Here is a 17,285-nt window from a genome sequence, read left to right as displayed (position 1 = left end):
TAGTGAACTGCGCACCGGTTGGTGCTCAGAGAGCGTGGAGCGGCTTTCCGGCCAGCGCCAGGAAGGCTTCGCCCAGTGCCTCGCTCTGTGTGGGGTGGGCGTGGATCAGGGGGGCGATGTCCTCGGGGTGCGCCTCCCACGCGACGGCCAGCTGGCCCTCGGTGATGAGCTCGCCGACCCGGTCGCCGAGGAGGTGGACGCCGAGGACAGGGCCGTCCTTGAGGCGGACGACCTTGACGAGACCCCCGGTGCCGATGATCTCGCTCTTGCCGTTGCCGGCGAGGTTGTACTCGTAGGCGGCGACGGCATCCGCTCCGTGGGCGGCGATCGCCGCCGCCTCGGTGATGCCCACCGAGGCGACTTCGGGGCTCGAGTACGTGACCTTCGGGATCTGGACGTCCGGGACGTTCGCGGGCGACAGGCCCGCGATGCGCTCGGCGACCGCGATGCCCTGCTGGAAACCGCGGTGTGCGAGCTGCAGACCCGGGACGATGTCGCCGACGGCCCACACCCCGGGGACGCCGGTGCGGAGGTCCTGGTCGACCGTGACGAATCCGCGGTCGAGGACGACGCCCGCCTCCTCGAACCCGAGGTCGGCGGTCACAGGACCGCGGCCGACCGCGACGAGGAGGTAGTCGGCGGTGAACTCCTTGCCGTCTTCGAGCGTGACGGTCACAGAGGTGTCGTCCTGCACGGCGGTCTGGAAGCGGATGCCGAGGGAGTACTGGATTCCGCGACGGCGGAATGCGCGCTCCAGGCCCTTGCTGAGCGCGATGTCCTCGTTGGGGACGAGGTGCGGGAGCGCCTCGATGATCGTGACCTCGGCGCCGAACGAGCGCCACACGCTGGCGAACTCGACGCCGATCACGCCGCCGCCGAGGATCAGCACCTTCTCGGGGATGACGTCGAGGGAGAGCGCCTGCTCGCTCGTCAGGATGCGTCCGCCGATCTCGAGACCGGGGAGGGTCCTGCTGTACGAGCCGGTCGCGAGGATCACGTCCGCACCGACGTACACGTCGTCGCCGACGCTCACCGAGCGATCGGCGTTGAGGCGCCCGGTGCCGGCCACCGTCGTGATGCCGCGGGCCTTGACGAGGCCCTCCAGGCCCTTGTACTTCTTCGCGACGATGCCTTCGCGGTATGCGCGGACTCCCGCCGGGTCGATGCCGTCGAGCGACGCCGAGATGCCGACGTGCGCGGCCCCCCGCACGTGCTCCGCCACCTCGGCGGCGTGCAGCAGCGCCTTGGTGGGAATGCACCCGCGGTGCAGGCAGGTGCCGCCGACCTTGTCCTTCTCGATCAGGGCGACGGACTTGCCGAGCTCGCTGGCGCGCAGGGCTGCGGCGTACCCGCCGCTGCCGCCACCGAGGACGACGATGTCGAAGGTGTGGGTTGTCATGATCTTGCCTCCGGGTGGGATGCGTCGGCGAAGGCGATGATCGATCGGACCATCGCCCCCGTTGGGCCCTTCTCAGTGAAGCCGTAAGGTGCGCCGTTGTGCTCGCTGGAGCCGGCGATGTCGAGGTGGACCCACGGAATGCGCGGGGCGTCCTCGGCGTCGGACACGCGGCCGACGAAACGCTGCAGGAAGAGCCCGGCGAAGGAGGCTCCGCCCATGCGATCGCTCATGTTCGCGTTCTGCAGGTCGGCGATGGGGGAGTCGAGCGAGTCCTCCATGTAGGCGGGGAGGGGCATGTGCCACGCCGGCTCGTCCACGGCATCCGCTGCGGCCAGGAACTCCGCGACGGTGTCGTCGTCTCCGAACACGCCGGTGTGCCGATGGCCGAGCGCGGCGATGATGGCGCCGGTGAGGGTCGCGACGTCGATGATGACATCGGGGTGTTCGCGGCTCGCGGCGACCAGACCGTCGGCCAGCACGAGGCGGCCCTCCGCATCGGTGTTGTTCACCTCGACCGTCGTGCCGTCGAGGATCCGCAGGATGTCGCCGGGGCGGATCGCCCGCCCTGAGGGCATGTTGTCGGTGATGCACAGCCAGGCGGTCACGCGAACGGGAAGGCCGAGCTTCGCGATGGCCCGCAGCGCGGCGAGGCTGGTCGCGGCTCCCGCCATGTCGAACTTCATCCCGACCATGGAGGCGGCGGGCTTGAGGGAGAGGCCTCCGGTGTCGAAGGTGATGCCCTTGCCGACGAGGGCGATGTGGCGCGCCGCGTCGGCGGGGGAGTAGTCGAGGCGTACGAGACGCGGCGGCCGGTCCGATCCCTGGCCCACGCCGAGGATGCCGCCGAAGCCCTGCTCGGCCAGCGCCTTCTCGTCGAGGATCTCCACGGAGACCTCGAGCCCATCGACGCTGTCGGCGGCGCTCTGGGCGAGCTGCGCAGGGCTCTGCCACTCGGCGGGCACCAGCACGAGGTCCTTGACGAGCGCGACGGCCTCGCCGACGGCTGCGGCGCGCGCCACGGCGGCATCGTCGAGCTCAGCGTGTAGCAGAACGGTGCTCGCCCGCGGCTTCGGGGGATCGGCCTTGTACCCGTCGAACCGGTGGCCTCCGAGCACGGCGCCCTCTGCCGCGGCATCCGCGAACTCCTCGAGCCCCGACGCCAGTGCGACCGAGACGGTCGCGAACCCCGTGAGCGTGCGCAGTGCGGCGCCGACGGCGTTGCGCACGGCGAGCGAGTTCGGGTTCTTCCCGGCGCCCACCACCGCGAACGGCACCGTCGTCACCTGGGGTGCGTGCACCCGCGCGAAGGCGGAGGCGCCACCCGTGAAGCCGATGCCCTGCAGCGAGTCCGCGAGGCCGGGGAAGCCGGCGAGCGACTCTGCGGAGTCGGAGATGTCGGGCACGACGAGCACTGCGGCATCTGCAGCGCTTCCGGGGAACTGATCTGAGGTGCGCGAGAGCGCGGGAAGCGTCATGTCTCCATCCTAGAGAGCACGGAGGCCGGGGGCGTGTGGTGGCGCCGCCGCGTGTTCGCTCTGAGCAATACGCGTGCCGCCCCCTCATCCGACGCGCCTCGTAGCATGGAGATATGCCCTTCTCCGGAGACATCCTCGAACGCGTCGCCAACGCGCCGGCAGTGCCGCGCGGCCTTCCTCTGGTGATGCTCCTGACCGGATTCACCGACGCGGGCAGCGCCGTCTCCGGACTCATCGACCACCTCCGAGAGACGGCCGATCTCCAGCCCGTCGTCGTGTTCGACAACGACGCACTCCTCGACTACCGGGCGCGTCGCCCCGTGATCTCCTTCGATCAGGACCACCTGACCGAGTTCCGGCCTGCTCGGCTCGAGCTCTCTCTCGCCACGGATGCGCTCGGGCAGAAGTTCCTGCTCCTCTCCGGCTACGAGCCCGACTTCGCCTGGAACGAGTTCGCGCGCACCGTCCTCGAGCTCGCGACCGAGTACGAGGTCTCCGGCGTCAGCTGGGTGCACTCGATCGCCATGCCCGTGCCGCACACGCGTCCGATCGGCACGACGGTGAGCGGCAACCGACGCGACCTCACCGTCGCGCACTCGGTGTGGCGCCCCCGCACGCAGGTTCCGGCGACCGCGGGGCATCTGCTCGAGTTCCGGTTCGCCGAGCGCGGTGATCGTGTGGTCGGCTTCGTCCTGCTGGTTCCGCACTACCTCGCAGAGACCGAGAACCCGGATGCCGTGATCACGGCGGCCGAGCGTCTGATGGCCGCGACGGGTCTGGTGCTGATGCTCGATGAGGTGCGCGCGCGCCGGGAGGACTACATCACCCGGGTGGACGAGCAGGTGCTCGGCAACGACGAGCTGCAGCAGATGGTGCACAACCTGGAGCGCCGCTACGACGCCTACATGGCGGGGCGCGACCCGGAGGACGACTCCTACGACGAGGGCGGATTCAGCGAACGCGACCTTCCCAGCGCCGATGAGCTCGCCGCGGAGCTGGAGAGATATCTGGCCTCGCGCCCGTCGGGCGATGACGACAAGCAGGGTCGAGGCTGACGATACGAGGTATGTTCCGCACCGAATGCAGCCGCACACCTGTACGTGTGCGATACTAGGACTCTGACCCGTTGTCAATCAGTCTTTTCGGAGGCTGGACTTGACAAGGGTCTTACTAGTGTCCGAAAGTTCCGGGGCGTTTCAGCGGCCCCGTGAAAGGCGAAACGTGACTCCTGCCACGACAAACAAATCCCGGACGAAGAAGACCGCCGTCGAACCGGAGATCGACGCCCAGGTCGACGAGACGCCCGAGAAGCCCGCGCCCAAGACCGCTGCGCAGCGGGCCGCGGCGAAGCGCGCTCCTGCCAAGAAGAAGAAGTCGGATGACATCGTCGAAGACGACGATGCCCCCGTCGCCGGTGCGGCCGAGGAGGCCGACGAGGACGACGACGACGCGAAGCCGAAGTTCACCGAGCCGCTGCCGACAGGCGCGATCGTCATCTCCTCGAACGACGACGAGGACGTCCCGGTCTACTCCACGCAGATCACCGGCGCGACGGCCGACCCCGTCAAGGACTACCTGAAGCAGATCGGAAAGGTCGCGCTGCTGAACGCGGCCGAAGAGGTCGAGCTCGCGATGCGCATCGAGGCCGGTCTGTTCGCCGAGGAGAAGCTCGCCGCGATGACCGCGGCGGAGAAGACCAGCCAGCTCGGACTCGACCTGCAGTGGGTCGCCCGTGACGGTCAGCGCGCGAAGAGCCACCTGCTCGGCGCCAACCTCCGCCTCGTCGTCTCGCTCGCCAAGCGCTACACCGGTCGCGGCATGCAGTTCCTGGATCTGATCCAGGAGGGCAACCTCGGCCTGATCCGTGCGGTCGAGAAGTTCGACTACACCAAGGGCTTCAAGTTCTCGACGTACGCCACCTGGTGGATCCGTCAGGCGATCACCCGCGCGATGGCCGACCAGGCCCGCACCATCCGCATCCCGGTGCACATGGTCGAGGTCATCAACAAGCTCGCCCGTGTCCAGCGTCAGATGCTGCAGGACCTCGGCAGGGAGCCCACCCCCGAGGAGCTCAGCCGCGAGCTCGACATGACGCCCGAGAAGGTCGTCGAGGTGCAGAAGTACGGCCGAGAGCCGATCTCCCTGCACACGCCGCTCGGTGAGGACGGCGACAGCGAGTTCGGCGACCTCATCGAGGACACCGAGGCCGTGGTCCCCGCTGACGCGGTCGGCTTCACCATGCTGCAGCGTCAGCTCGAGCAGCTGCTCGACTCTCTCTCCGAGCGCGAGGCCGGTGTGATCCGGATGCGCTTCGGCCTCGGCGACGGGCAGCCGAAGACCCTCGACCAGATCGGCGACACCTTCGGCGTGACGCGTGAGCGCATCCGCCAGATCGAGTCGAAGACCATGGCCAAGCTGCGGCACCCGAGCCGGTCGCAGTCGCTGCGGGACTACCTCGAATGATGACGGGCGCACCTCAGGCGCGCTCGGCAGGCATCCGCTACGTCTTCCCCGTTCTGGCGGGTAAGCTCGCCCGGTTCGCCACGCGTCTGCGCGGCGGCGGATCGGCGTTTCCGGGGTACCTGACGAACAGACTCGCGCCGACCCTGCTTCCCACGCTCGCCGGACAGTTCCGGTACGGCGTGGTGTTCGTGCTCGGTTCCAACGGCAAGACCACGACGACGCACATGATCAGCGAGGTGCTGCGTGCACACGGCCTGACCGTGTTCACGAACCCGACGGGCGCGAATCTGCCGCAGGGCGTCACCAGCGCGCTGCTCGCTGATGCGACGCTCACCGGCCGCATCCGTGCCGACGTCGCCGTGCTCGAGATCGATGAGGGGTACGCGGCGGATCTCGCGGATCGGCTCTCGCCGTCGGTGATCCTCTCGCTGAACGTGCAGGTCGACCAGCTGTACCGCTTCTACGAGACCGAGCGCGTGGCCGACATGATGCTCGAGGCGTCGAAGCGCGCCACCGGTCATGTCATCGTGAACCGCGACGACCCGTACCTGAGCAAGATCGACACGAGCGCGATGCGCGGTGAGGTGTCGTTCTTCGGCGTCTCGCCTGAGCTCGTCGCGGCCTCAGCGCACGGCCTCGCGAATGCCGCGGACACCCGGAGCGGCAACGCCGGAATCCTCGACCACGACGCCTTCGCCGAGGTCGTCAGCGCCCGTGGGCGTGATGTGGTCGTCCGCGTCGACGGTGTGGACGCCGAGATCACCCTCCCCGCCCGCGGCCTGCACTACGCGGCCGACGCGGCCGCCGCGCTGACCGTGGCGTCGCGGGTCCTCGGATCCGACTTCACGGTGGAGAGCGCCGCGAAGGGCTTCGCGCAGATGGCGCCCGCGTACGGACGCGGCGAGGTCATCCCGCTCCGCCGCGACCCGGCGGGCGAGCAGGTCGAGTTCGTCATGTTCAAGAACGCGCCCAGCCTGCAGATGAACCTGGATGCGCTGGAGGGGGCCCCCGAGCGCGCCCTCATCGCGATCGACGAGGGCACGCCCGACGTCTCCTGGCTGTACGACGTCGACTTCGACGTGGTGAAGCGCATCGACGTCGTGACCGGGGAGAAGGCGTACCAGCTCGCTCTCAGCCTCGAGCACGCCGGCGTCGAGATCGGCGTCGTCGAGCCCGACATGGAGAAGGCGGTGGCGCTCATGCGGGCGCTCGAGCCCGCGGCCTCTGGCCGCCAGACCTGGTTCGTCAACTACGAGCTGATGATGATCGGGCGCAGGCTGCTCGGTCACGGAGATCAGGAGATTGCGCGCCGATGACCGAGACCGTGCGAATCGTCCAGCTCTATCCGGTGGAGCTCGGCATCACCGGCGACCGCGGCAACGTGCGTGCCCTGCAGGTGCGTCTGGAGCGCGCCGGAGTGCCCGTCGACGTCGTCCGCGTCGGCATCGGGGAGGCACTCCCCGCGGATGCCGACATCATCGTGCTCGGCAACGGCCCTCTCTCCGCCATGCGCATCGTCGCAGACGACCTCCGGGCGCGCGCGGCGGAGCTCGAGAGGTTCGTCGAGGCCGGCCGCTCGCTCTTCGCGATCGGCGCGTCCGCCGAGCTCCTCAGCGAAGGCGTCGATCTGCTCGACGGTGAGAGCCTGGAGGGTCTCGGCCTGTTCCCGTTCCGCGTGGCGCGCACGCGCGACCGCAACGTCGGATACATCATCGCCGACGCCCCGTTCGGTCGAGTCATCGGATTCGAGGACCACGCCTCCCGCTGGACCCTCGGCCCGCAGGCCGACGCCGCAGGCACAGTGGTGGCGGGCAAGGGCAGCTTCTCTCTTGACGGCGCGGCCGGCGAGATCGTCCGCAGGGGAGAGTCCTACGCGTCCAACGTGCAGGGTCCGGCTCTTCCGCTGAATCCGCAGTGGTCCGACGCGATCCTCACCGCGGTGACCGCACGGCGCGGCATCGCGTGGTCCGCCGGCGATGCGCACACGCATCTGAACGAGTACGCAGACGGAGCCCGCGCGGCCATCGAGCACCTCGTTCACAGCAAGGACTTCAGCACGATCGGTCTGTGATGATCAGCAGTGCGCTTCCCCGGGCGGTGATCTCGCGATCGGCGCTCACCGCATCTGCGGCGGCCGCTGTCGCCGCAGGAGGCCGAGTGGCCGATCTGCGCTCCGATGCCTGGGGGCACGGCATCCTCTCCGTCGCCCACGCGGTGACGATGGCGGGAGCCGAAGCGGTGCTCGTCGACTCGGCGAGTCAGGCCGAAGCCCTGTCCTTGGAGGGCATCGGCGCGGTCGTCGGCATCGAGCCCGACATCGACTCCGCGCGGCTCTACGGGCTGCCGGACGATGACGGCGTGCTGCTCACCGATCCCGTGATGCGGCTGGCAGGCCGCGTGATGTCGACCAAGAGGCTCAGACCCGGTGATGCCGTGTCCTACGGGTACACCCACCGCGCGACCGCGCACACCGTGGTCGCGCTGGTGACCGGCGGATACGCGCAGGGGATCGTGCGAGCGCTCGGCAACAGAGCCCACGTCGAGGTCGACGGCAGAGAACGGCCCATCGTCGGCCGGGTGGCGATGGATGTCTGCGTCGTCGACCTGCAGGGTGAGGACGTTCCCGTGGGCACAGAGGTGACGTACTTCGGCGGACGAGGTCCTGCCGGACCCGCCCTCGCCGGGTGGAGATCGGTGACGGGGCTCTCCGTCGCGGAGCTCGTGACGGTCGCAGGGTCCCACGCCGAGAGGGAGTGGGAGTCATGACCCGTCCGCAGCTGCGACTGAGCAGCGCTCGCTTCATCGCGAACATCGACGCGGTGCGGGAGCGCATCTCGCCGTCCGAGCTGATGCTCGTGATGAAGGACGACGCCTACGGGCACGGGATCACCTGGGCCGTGGAGACCGCGGCGCGCACGAGCGTGGAGTGGTTCGGCAGCTACGACGTCCGCGGAGGTCTCGAGATCCGTCGCATCCTCGAGCGCCCGGCGCGCGTGTTCGCCTGGGCGACGGCGACGGATGACGAGATCGACGATGCTCTCCTGCAGCGGATCGACCTCGGGGTGGGCACCGATGAGTACCTCGACCGGATCATCGCCAGGGCCGTCGCCCTCGGACTCCGCGCGCGCATCCACCTGAAGATCGACACCGGGCTGCACCGCAACGGCGTGCTGCCCGAGGACTGGGCCGCGGTCGTGGAGCGCGCCCGTGCGGCCGAAGCCTCCGGTGCCATCGTGATTGTCGGCGTCTGGAGTCACCTCGCGGAGGCGAGCGATGCCGAGGACGACGACGCCCAGAGTGCCTTCCTCGACGCCGTGCAGGTCGTGAACGCGTCCGGCGCTGCTCCGGAAGCCCTCCACCTCACCGCCTCAGCGGCGTCGTGGTGGCGTCCTGAACTGCGCGGATCCGTCTCCCGGATCGGGGCGTTCTGCTACGGCGTCCGATCGGCGGACGGCCCTGATCTTGACGGGATCCTGCCGGTGGCGGAACTCACCGCGACGGTCGTCGAGATCGCAGACGGCGCCGCGGTGATCGGCATCGGCAGCTTCGACGGCCTGCTCTCGACCCTCGCGGGCATGCCCGTCGGGACGGAGTCCGGAACTCGGCTGCTCACGAGCATCGGCCACACCACATCCGTGATGTCCGATGCGACCGACCTCGCGGTCGGCGACACCGTCTGGATCTTCGGTGCCGGCGCTCACGGAGAGGTGAGCGCGACCTCGCTCGCGGAGCGGGTCGACACGGTGGGCGAGGAGATCCTCACCCGTCTCACCTCACGCGTGCGACGCGTGGTCATCGACTGACGGACGCGGCGCCGGTCGAGAGCAGCGAGTCAGGCCTCGATGAGGCGAGCGGTCTCGTCGTGCCAGCTCGTCGCGATGCTGCGGAGCTTCTCTTCGTACTTGCGTCCGTGGTGGGCGCAGAAGAGCAACTCGGAGCCGTTGACGACCGCCGCGATGTAGGCCTGAGCGCCACAGGAATCACAGCGATCCATGGCGGTCAGGCGGAACTCGACGGCGGAGGTCTCACGTTCGGTCGTTGCATTCATCTCGGTGCCTCCTTGGGTGTCGGGTTCACTGTCGGGGTGTGCTCAATACAACCACGCGCAACCTGTACGCATGCCCGGCTTACGGCGTGTTTCGCTCAGCGCGTACGCCGCGGTGGTCGTCTGACGCAGATCGGGGAGTGTCTGCGGCTCTGGAGGGGGTCGCGAGAATAGAATCGGAGATTGTGACCGCCGAGTATTCCGCCCATCATCTCCAGGTGCTTGAAGGGCTCGAGGCCGTCCGGAAGCGCCCCGGCATGTACATCGGCTCCAACGGCTCGCCCGGCCTCATGCACTGCCTCTGGGAGATCATCGACAACGCCGTCGACGAGGCCGTCGCGGGCAACGGCTCGAAGATCGACATCATCCTGCACGCCGATGGCAGCGTCGAGGTGCACGACAAGGGCCGCGGCATCCCCGTCGACGTCGAACCGCGCACGGGTCTGACCGGTGTCGAGGTGGTCTTCACCAAACTGCACGCCGGCGGCAAGTTCGGCGGCGGCTCGTACGCGGCATCCGGCGGCCTGCACGGTGTCGGCGCCTCCGTCGTGAATGCGCTCTCCGAGCGGCTCGACGTCGAGGTCGACCGCGGCGGCAAGACCTACGCGATGTCCTTCCACCGTGGTGAGCCGGGGAACTTCGCCGACACAGGGGAGAAGCGCCCCGACGCGCCGTTCACGCCGTTCCAGGACAAGAGCGAGCTGCGCGTGATCGGGAAGGCCCCCCGCGGTGTCACGGGCACTCGCATCCGGTACTGGGCCGATCGGCAGATCTTCACCAAGGACGCAGCGTTCCAGCTCCCCGATCTGGAGACCCGCGCACGGCAGACCGCGTTCCTCGTCCCCGGCCTCGAACTCGTCGTCCGCGATGAGCGCGCCGAGGAGAGGAACGAGACCTCGTATCACTACGAGGGCGGCATCTCCGAGTTCGTCGAGTACCTCGCCTCCGATGCGCCGGTGACCGACACGTGGCGCATCCAGGGTGAGGGCACCTTCAAGGAGACCGTGCCGGTGCTGCAGGCCGACGGTCACATGGTCGCCACCGAGGTCGAGCGCGTGTGCGCGGTCGACATCGCGATGCGCTGGGGAACCGGCTACGACACGACGACACGCTCATTCGTGAACATCATCGCGACTCCGAAGGGCGGAACGCATCAGCAGGGCTTCGAGCAGGAGCTCCTCAAGGTGCTGCGCACCCAGGTCGAGCAGAACGCCCGCCGGCTGAAGGTCGGCAACGACAAGCTCGAGAAGGACGACGTGCTGGCCGGGCTCACCGCCGTGCTCACCGTCAACGTGCCGGAGCCGCAGTTCGAGGGCCAGACGAAGGAGGTGCTCGGCACCCCCGCTGTGCGCCAGATCGTCGCCCAGGTGCTCCGGAAGGACCTCGGCGACCGCTTCAGCTCGACGAAGCGCGACGACAAGAGCCAGGCCGTGCAGCTGCTCGACAAGATCGTCGCCGAGATGAAGGCGCGTGTCTCCGCACGCGCGCACAAGGAGACGCAGCGCCGCAAGAACGCGCTGGAGTCGTCCACACTGCCGACCAAGCTCGTCGACTGCCGCACGAACGACGTGGAGCGCAGTGAGCTCTTCATCGTCGAGGGCGACTCGGCTCTCGGTACGGCGAAGAACGCGCGCAACAGCGAGTTCCAGGCGCTGCTGCCTATCCGCGGCAAGATCCTCAACGTGCAGAAGGCCTCGGTCGGAGACATGCTCTCCAACGCCGAGTGCGCCTCGATCATCCAGGTGATCGGAGCCGGATCTGGACGCAGCTTCGACATCGACGCCGCGCGCTACGGCAAGGTCATCCTGATGAGCGACGCCGACGTCGACGGCGCCCACATCCGCACGCTGCTGCTCACCCTCTTCTTCCGCTACATGCGGCCGCTGATCGAGCAGGGGCGCGTGTTCGCCGCCGTGCCGCCGCTGCACCGGGTCATCGTGATGAACCCGGGGTCCAAGCCGAACGAGACGATCTACACCTACAGCGAGCAGGAGATGCACGCGCTGCTGACGAAGCTGAAGAAGTCGGGCAAGCGCTGGCACGAGCCGATCCAGCGGTACAAGGGTCTCGGCGAGATGGACGCCGAACAGCTCGCGACCACCACGATGGATCGGGGCGGACGTCTGCTCCGGCGGGTGCGCATGGAGGATGCGGAGGCCGCTGGTCGCGTCTTCGAACTGCTCATGGGCAACGAGGTCGCCCCTCGTCGCGAGTTCATCATCGAGTCGTCCGACCGTCTGTCGCGCGAGGCGATCGACGCCTGAGTCGTCGCGGAGGTCGGTCATGGGTCAGTTGGACGGATTCCTCGATCGGCCGGGCTCCCGCATCGCGTTCGCGGACCACGGCGGACCAGGCCGTCCGATCGTGCTCACCCACGGCGCGGGCATGGACCACCGTATGTACGACGATCAGGTGAGAGCGCTGGCCGCCGCCGGCTACCGGCCGATCGTCTGGGATCTGCGCGGTCATGGGGAGTCGACCCTGGTCGGGCGACGGTTCACCGCGGAGGATGCCGTCGGCGACCTGAAGGCGCTGCTCGCATCGATCGGAACCGAAGGCGCCGTTCTCGTCGGGCATTCCCTGGGCGGCAACCTCTCCCAGGCAGTGATCCGCGAAGCCCCTCTGGCCGCACACGGACTGGTCGTGATCGACGCGAGCTGGAACGCCGGACCGCTGTCCGCGATCGAGCGCTTCGCTCTGCGCATCGCGGCGCCCTCGTTGGCCATGATCCCCGCGCGGGTGCTCCCCGGACTCATGGCGAGGGCGTCGGCGACCACGCCGGCGGCCGTCGCCCGCACGGAGGAGGTCTTCGCGCGGATGCCCAAGCGCGTGTTCCTCGACGTCTGGCGCGCCACCGCCTCCCTGATCACGCCGGAGCCCGGCTATCGCACGCCGGTTCCCCTCGGTCTGATGCGGGGTGCAGAAGACAGGACGGGCAACATCTCGATCGCGATGCGGGCCTGGGCCGATGCCGAGGGCGTCGTCGAGCATGTCATCGCGGGTGCAGGGCACATCGTCACCTGGGATGCACCGGACGCCGCCTCGACGGCGCTCCTCCGCATCCTGGACGGTGCCGCCTTCAGGGGCCGAGCGTCCTGAGAAGCGGGGAGCGGCAGCCCCCGCACAAACTCTCGGCTCGCGCGGTCTCCGCGACGCGAGGGCGATCGGCGTTCACTGTCGCGCTCATCCCGGCCCCTCGGGGGCGCCGGTTCAGACGATCGTGCGACCGATGGAGCCGATCACGCCGTCGATCGGCTGGCCGGACGCGTCGCGGCGAGAGCCGCTCTCGGGGAGCTTGCGGACCGCACCGGTCGGATCGACGGCGAGTGCGGGGTCCGGACCCACCCACGCCACCGTGAGCCGGTCCTCGCCCTTCAGGAAGGCGTGCGCACGGACACCGCCTGTGGCACGACCCTTGGCGGGGTACTCCGCGAAGGAGGAGACCTTGGCGCGGCCGGGATCGGTGCCGGGCAGAGCGCTGTCGGCGCCCGACACGGTGGCGACGACGGCCTCGGCCTCTGGGGACACCGCGCCGAAGAACAGCACCGAGGCGCCGGCTCCGAGCTTGACGCCCGCCATGCCGCCGGCCGGTGCCCCCTGCGGACGCACCGCGGATGCTCCGAACCGCAGCAGCTGCGCATCCGTCGTGATGAACACGAGCTCGGCGTCGTCCGGAGCTTCGGCGGCTCCGACCACGGTGTCGCCGGGCTTCATCCCGATGACCTCGAGATCCGGGCGCACGGGGAGGGTCGAGGGGACGATGCGCTTGACCGTGCCCTGTGCGGTGCCGAGTGCGATCGGCGTCTCGCTGTCGAAGCGCACGAAGCCGATGACGCGCTCTCCGCGCGTCGTGACGCCCAGGTAGTCCCGCAGCGGGGTTCCCGCGGCGAGCTGCACCGACGTCGACGGCACCGACGGCAGATCGACGGGGGAGAAGCGCAGGACGCGCCCCTCGCTGGTCAGCGCACCGAGATCCGCACGCACGGTCGTCTGGACCGTGGTGAGGATCGCGTCGTGCTTGCTGCGGCGCGCCGGGGCCGTCAGCTCCTGCCCCTCGGCGAGGTCGACGCGCACGGCACGACCGGTCGTGGAGAGCACGAGCACGGTCGGGGCATCGGCGATCTGAAGATCGGGGGCGCCCTTCGCGGCCCGCGGCTTCGGAGGTGCGGCGTTCATGAGCAGCGTGCGCCGGGGGGTGCCGTAGGCGTCGGCCACGGCATCCAGCTCCCTCGCCACGGCAGCTCGCAGCAGCACCGGGCTCGCCAGAAGCTCCTGCAGCGCGGCGATCTCCGCGCGCAGCGCATCGCGCTCGGCCTCCAGCTCGATCCGGGAGAACTTCGTGAGGCGACGCAGCCGCAGCTCGAGGATGTACTCGGCCTGCAGCTCGCTGAGGTCGAACACCGACCGCAGGCGGGTGCGCGCCTGCTCGGAGTCGTCGGACGAGCGGATGACTTGGATGACCTCGTCGATGTCGAGGATCGCGATGAGCAGACCTTCGACGAGGTGCAGGCGCTCCTCACGGCGGGCGAGGCGGTAGCGGCTGCGGCGCGTGATGACCTCGAGGCGGTGCGCCACGTAGACGCTGAGCATCTCCTTGAGGCCGAGCGTCCGCGGCTGTCCGTCGACCAGGGCGACGTTGTTGATGCTGAAGGAGTCCTCCAGCGGGGTCAGCCGGTAGAGCTGATCGAGCACGGCGTTCGGGTCGAAGCCCGTCTTGATGCCGATCGCGACGCGAAGGCCGTGGTTGCGGTCGGTGAGGTCGGTGACGTCGCTGATGCCCTGCAGCTTCTTCGACTGCACCGCGTCGCGGATCTTCTCGATGAGGCGCTCGGGGCCGACCATGTACGGCAGCTCCGAGACGATGATGCCGGTGCGGCGCGGGCCGAGCGGCTCGACGGAGACCTTGCCGCGCACCTTGAGCGCACCGCGTCCGGTCGTGTAGGCGTCCTTGACGCCGTCGAGGCCCATGAGGATGCCGCCGGAGGGGAAGTCCGGCCCCGGCACGAACTCCATGAGCTCCTCGGTGGAGGCGTCGGGGTTCTCCAGCAGATGCGTCGCCGCGGCGACGACCTCGATGAGGTTGTGCGGCGCCATGTTCGTCGCCATGCCGACCGCGATGCCGCTGGCGCCGTTCACGAGCAGATTGGGGAAGGCCGCGGGGAGGACAGACGGCTGCTGGAACTGCCCGTCGTAGTTCGGGATGAAGTCGACGACGTCCTCGTCGAGGTTCTCCGTGAGGGCCATGGCGGGCGACGCGAGGCGGGCCTCGGTGTACCGCGCGGCCGCGGGGCCGTCGTCGAGCGAGCCGAAGTTGCCGTGCCCGTCGACGAGGGGCACGCGCAGAGCCCACTCCTGCGCCAGGCGGACGAGGGCGTCGTAGATGGCCGAGTCGCCGTGTGGGTGCAGCTTTCCCATCACCTCGCCGACGACGCGGGCGCTCTTGACGTGTCCGCGGTCGGGACGAAGACCCATCTCTGCCATCTGGTACAGGATGCGCCGCTGCACGGGCTTGAGACCGTCGCGGGCGTCGGGCAGAGCGCGCGAGTAGATGACCGAGTAGGCGTACTCGAGGAACGAGCCCTGCATCTCGCTTTCGAGGTCGATGTCCTGGATTCGTTCCGGGGCGAGCTCGGGCGGCGGGGTTTTCGGCATGGAGTTCCTGAGGGCGTAGATGGAGCCTGTGTCAGACTGGCTCGGATGTCCCTCATGCTACCGTCCGAGTCCCCGACAGCCCGGAGCGTCGTCGGGGTGGCGGACGACCTGTTCGCGTCCCTGCGCGGTGAGTCCTCGGTGCTGCCGCGGGCGGACTCCGTCGTGCTCGTCCTCATCGACGGCCTCGGGGCCATCAGCCTGCGAGCTCACGCCGGACACGCGCGGAGTCTGACGGCGGGGATGGCGAAGAAGGACGTCGCCCACTCGGTGTTCCCCTCGACGACGGCTGCCGCCCTGACGAGCATCCTCACCGGGGTGTGGCCCGGCGAGCACGGCCTCGTGGGATACCGCGTGCTCGACCGCGAGCGCGATGTGCTGGTCAATCAGCTGTCCGGGTGGGAGTCCGAGGGCATCGACCCCGCCGTGTGGCAGTCGGCGCCCACGGTGTTCGAACGCGGACGCGCCGAGGGCAGACCGGTCTTCGCCGTGGGCGTCGCCGCCTACGCGGGCAGCGGGTTCACGCGGGCCACGCTGCGCGGTGCGGACTTCGTCGCGGCGCAGTCGCCCGCGGATCGCGTCGAGGCCGCCTACGAGCTCGCGGAGCGCCATCCCGGTGCCCTCGTCTACTGCTACCTTCCCGAGGTCGACAAGGCGGGGCACAAGCACGGCATCGCCTCGCGCCAATGGGTGTCGGCGCTCGAGGACGTGGACGCCGCGCTCGCGCGCAGGATCCCTCCGGGGGTCGGTGTCATCGTGACCTCCGACCACGGCATGGTGGACGTGCCGAGCCATCGGCAGATGGTGCTGGAGGCCGAGCACCTCGACGGAGTACGGCACGTCGGAGGAGAGCCGCGGATGCTCCACGTGTACCTGCAGCCCGAGAGCGACGTCGATGCCGTCCTCTCGCGGTGGCGGTCGGACCTCGACGGCGTCGCCGACATCGGGTCGAAGGCCGAGGCCATCGCTTCGGGACTCTTCGGGCAGACGGTGACGGATGCCGCGGCGTCCCGGATCGGCGACCTGCTCGTCGTCGCGCGGGGGAGCGGTGCCGTGTACGACGGGACCGCCGCCGATCAGCGCAGCCGGGGGATGGTCGGGCAGCACGGCGGGCTCACTCCCGAGGAGCGTCAGGTGCCTCTGCTGCGATTCGGCGCGTTCGCTCGCTGAGCGGTCGCGCGCGGATCACTCGTCGGTGCGCGCTCCGAAGACGATCTCGTCCCACGACGGCATCGCGTTGCGGCGACGGCGGCGTCCGTTGTCCTGCGCGGGTTCGGGGGTGGGCTCCGGCTCGTCCTCCGGCTCGTCCTGAGACGATTCGAGAGCGTCGAACAGGGCGATGGGACTCGGCTCCGGCGAACGATCCTCGTCGTCAGCATCGATGAGGGGCGCGCTCTCACGCTGGCCGCGACGACGGCGCAGAGCCTCGAGCAGGTCGGCCGTCTCCGGGCTGGTCGTCTGGGACTCCGGTGCGCGCTTGATCGCGGCATCCTGAGCGGCGGACGGGGAGCGCTCCGGGAGGCTCGGGTCTTCGGCGTCGGCCTCCGGCGTCGGGACGAGACGGGGTCCGAAAGCGCCGGAGTCGAAGCGGCTCTCGTCCTTGTAGGGCGACGCGGGGCGCTCCGCGTCCACGGCGCGCAGCCGGGGGATGAGGCCTTCGGGCAGGGATCCCTGGCGGGAGAGCTGGGTGGCGTCGGCGTTCAGCGGTGCGAGAGCGCTGCGGCGCGGGTCGAAGCTCCAGCGCGCATCGTGCTCGACCTCGTTCGCCGTGAACTCGAGCTTGACGATCCAGCCGCTCTCGTCCTTCCAGCTCGCCCAGCGCTCGGCGGACGCCTCGAGCTCTGCGAGCTTGGCGCGGATGGCGGTGCCGAACGTCGGCTGGGCATCGGGTTCGACTTCGCTGCCGATGAGGACCGGCACGGCGAGCGCCTGCCCGATGACGTGCTCGCGCTCGGCGAGCACTGGCCCTTCGAATCGCGCGACGTCGTCGACGCCGATGCCGAGCAGCTCGGCGACCTCCGGTGCCGTGAGTCCGGCGCGGATCTGCGCCTGGATGTCGCGGGGGCTGGCGGCGAGGCGCTGCACGACGGGCTCGCTCTGTCGCGTCGCGCGGCGGATCTCCCGGTGCAGCACGTCGTCGATGGGCAACGCGAACCGCGCGCCCGATTCGGTCGCGAGTACCAGCACTCCTGCTTCAGTGCCGACGATGGTGACGTTTTCCATGCGAATGCCCCTCTGGTGGGTGTGCTTTCAT

At 69.4% G+C, this 17,285-nt stretch carries 14 protein-coding genes; 9 read left to right on the top strand and 5 right to left on the bottom strand.

Annotation, left to right across the window (positions count from 1 at the left end):
- Window positions 1–25: 25 nt before the first annotated feature.
- Together lpdA and ACFY5A_RS15175 are read right to left on the bottom strand one after the other, a co-directional pair.
- On the bottom strand, window positions 26–1,399 hold the full coding sequence (gene lpdA / locus ACFY5A_RS15180) for a dihydrolipoyl dehydrogenase (RefSeq protein ID WP_387235232.1): 1,374 nt from the start codon (window positions 1,397–1,399) through the stop codon (window positions 26–28).
- Entirely contained in the window at window positions 1,396–2,874 is a 1,479-nt protein-coding gene (locus tag ACFY5A_RS15175) for a leucyl aminopeptidase (RefSeq protein WP_387235229.1), read from the bottom strand. Before ACFY5A_RS15175 ends, lpdA begins: the two co-directional genes overlap by 4 nt.
- 113 nt (window positions 2,875–2,987) lie before the next feature.
- Here ACFY5A_RS15175 and ACFY5A_RS15170 point away from each other — a divergent pair, with 113 nt between their 5' ends.
- From ACFY5A_RS15170 to ACFY5A_RS15145, 6 genes are all read left to right on the top strand, one after another.
- Window positions 2,988–3,929 carry a proteasome assembly chaperone family protein gene (locus ACFY5A_RS15170; RefSeq protein ID WP_105673054.1) on the top strand — a complete coding sequence of 314 codons (942 nt, stop codon included), beginning with the start codon at window positions 2,988–2,990 and terminating at the stop codon, window positions 3,927–3,929.
- A 166-nt stretch (window positions 3,930–4,095) separates the two neighbouring features.
- The gene (locus ACFY5A_RS15165) at window positions 4,096–5,337 is read left to right on the top strand and encodes an RNA polymerase sigma factor (RefSeq protein ID WP_105673055.1); all 1,242 of its coding nucleotides are present in this window, start codon (window positions 4,096–4,098) and stop codon (window positions 5,335–5,337) included.
- Window positions 5,337–6,653, top strand: coding sequence for a MurT ligase domain-containing protein (locus tag ACFY5A_RS15160; RefSeq protein WP_341942061.1), 1,317 nt, complete (start codon window positions 5,337–5,339; stop codon window positions 6,651–6,653). Before ACFY5A_RS15165 ends, ACFY5A_RS15160 begins: the two co-directional genes overlap by 1 nt.
- Window positions 6,650–7,408 (top strand): type 1 glutamine amidotransferase, encoded by a 759-nt coding sequence (locus tag ACFY5A_RS15155; RefSeq protein ID WP_387235226.1) that lies wholly within the window; start codon window positions 6,650–6,652, stop codon window positions 7,406–7,408. Before ACFY5A_RS15160 ends, ACFY5A_RS15155 begins: the two co-directional genes overlap by 4 nt.
- Window positions 7,408–8,103, top strand: a complete 696-nt coding sequence (locus ACFY5A_RS15150) for an alanine racemase (RefSeq protein WP_105673058.1) — start codon at window positions 7,408–7,410, stop codon at window positions 8,101–8,103. Before ACFY5A_RS15155 ends, ACFY5A_RS15150 begins: the two co-directional genes overlap by 1 nt.
- On the top strand, window positions 8,100–9,140 hold the full coding sequence (locus ACFY5A_RS15145) for an alanine racemase (RefSeq protein WP_387235223.1): 1,041 nt from the start codon (window positions 8,100–8,102) through the stop codon (window positions 9,138–9,140). The genes ACFY5A_RS15150 and ACFY5A_RS15145 overlap by 4 nt, the downstream gene beginning before the upstream one ends.
- A gap of 29 nt (window positions 9,141–9,169) precedes the next feature.
- Here the strand turns inward: ACFY5A_RS15145 and ACFY5A_RS15140 are convergent, their stop codons facing one another.
- Window positions 9,170–9,385, bottom strand: a complete 216-nt coding sequence (locus ACFY5A_RS15140) for a hypothetical protein (RefSeq protein ID WP_105673060.1) — start codon at window positions 9,383–9,385, stop codon at window positions 9,170–9,172.
- A gap of 182 nt (window positions 9,386–9,567) precedes the next feature.
- Between ACFY5A_RS15140 and ACFY5A_RS15135 the strand changes: the two genes are divergently transcribed.
- Both ACFY5A_RS15135 and ACFY5A_RS15130 read left to right on the top strand, forming a co-directional pair.
- Window positions 9,568–11,646 (top strand): type IIA DNA topoisomerase subunit B, encoded by a 2,079-nt coding sequence (locus ACFY5A_RS15135; protein ID WP_387235220.1) that lies wholly within the window; start codon window positions 9,568–9,570, stop codon window positions 11,644–11,646.
- A 19-nt stretch (window positions 11,647–11,665) separates the two neighbouring features.
- Window positions 11,666–12,481, top strand: coding sequence for an alpha/beta fold hydrolase (locus tag ACFY5A_RS15130; protein ID WP_387235217.1), 816 nt, complete (start codon window positions 11,666–11,668; stop codon window positions 12,479–12,481).
- A 111-nt stretch (window positions 12,482–12,592) separates the two neighbouring features.
- Here the strand turns inward: ACFY5A_RS15130 and ACFY5A_RS15125 are convergent, their stop codons facing one another.
- Window positions 12,593–15,034 (bottom strand): DNA topoisomerase (ATP-hydrolyzing) subunit A, encoded by a 2,442-nt coding sequence (locus ACFY5A_RS15125; protein ID WP_387235214.1) that lies wholly within the window; start codon window positions 15,032–15,034, stop codon window positions 12,593–12,595.
- 45 nt (window positions 15,035–15,079) lie between these two features.
- Between ACFY5A_RS15125 and ACFY5A_RS15120 the strand changes: the two genes are divergently transcribed.
- Entirely contained in the window at window positions 15,080–16,201 is a 1,122-nt protein-coding gene (locus ACFY5A_RS15120) for a nucleotide pyrophosphatase/phosphodiesterase family protein (protein WP_341942068.1), read from the top strand.
- Window positions 16,202–16,216: 15 nt separating this feature from the next.
- On the opposite strand, the gene sepH is transcribed toward ACFY5A_RS15120, so the two are convergent.
- Window positions 16,217–17,254: a septation protein SepH gene (sepH, locus tag ACFY5A_RS15115; protein WP_341942069.1), complete on the bottom strand. Its 1,038-nt coding sequence runs from the start codon at window positions 17,252–17,254 to the stop codon at window positions 16,217–16,219.
- Between the last annotated feature and the right edge of the window lie 31 nt (window positions 17,255–17,285).

The organism is Microbacterium sp. NPDC012755, assembly GCF_042901325.1.
Taxonomy (GTDB): domain Bacteria; phylum Actinomycetota; class Actinomycetes; order Actinomycetales; family Microbacteriaceae; genus Microbacterium; species Microbacterium natoriense.
Note: the sequence above shows the minus strand (reverse complement) of the source record. Positions and strands in the feature narration are given on the sequence as shown.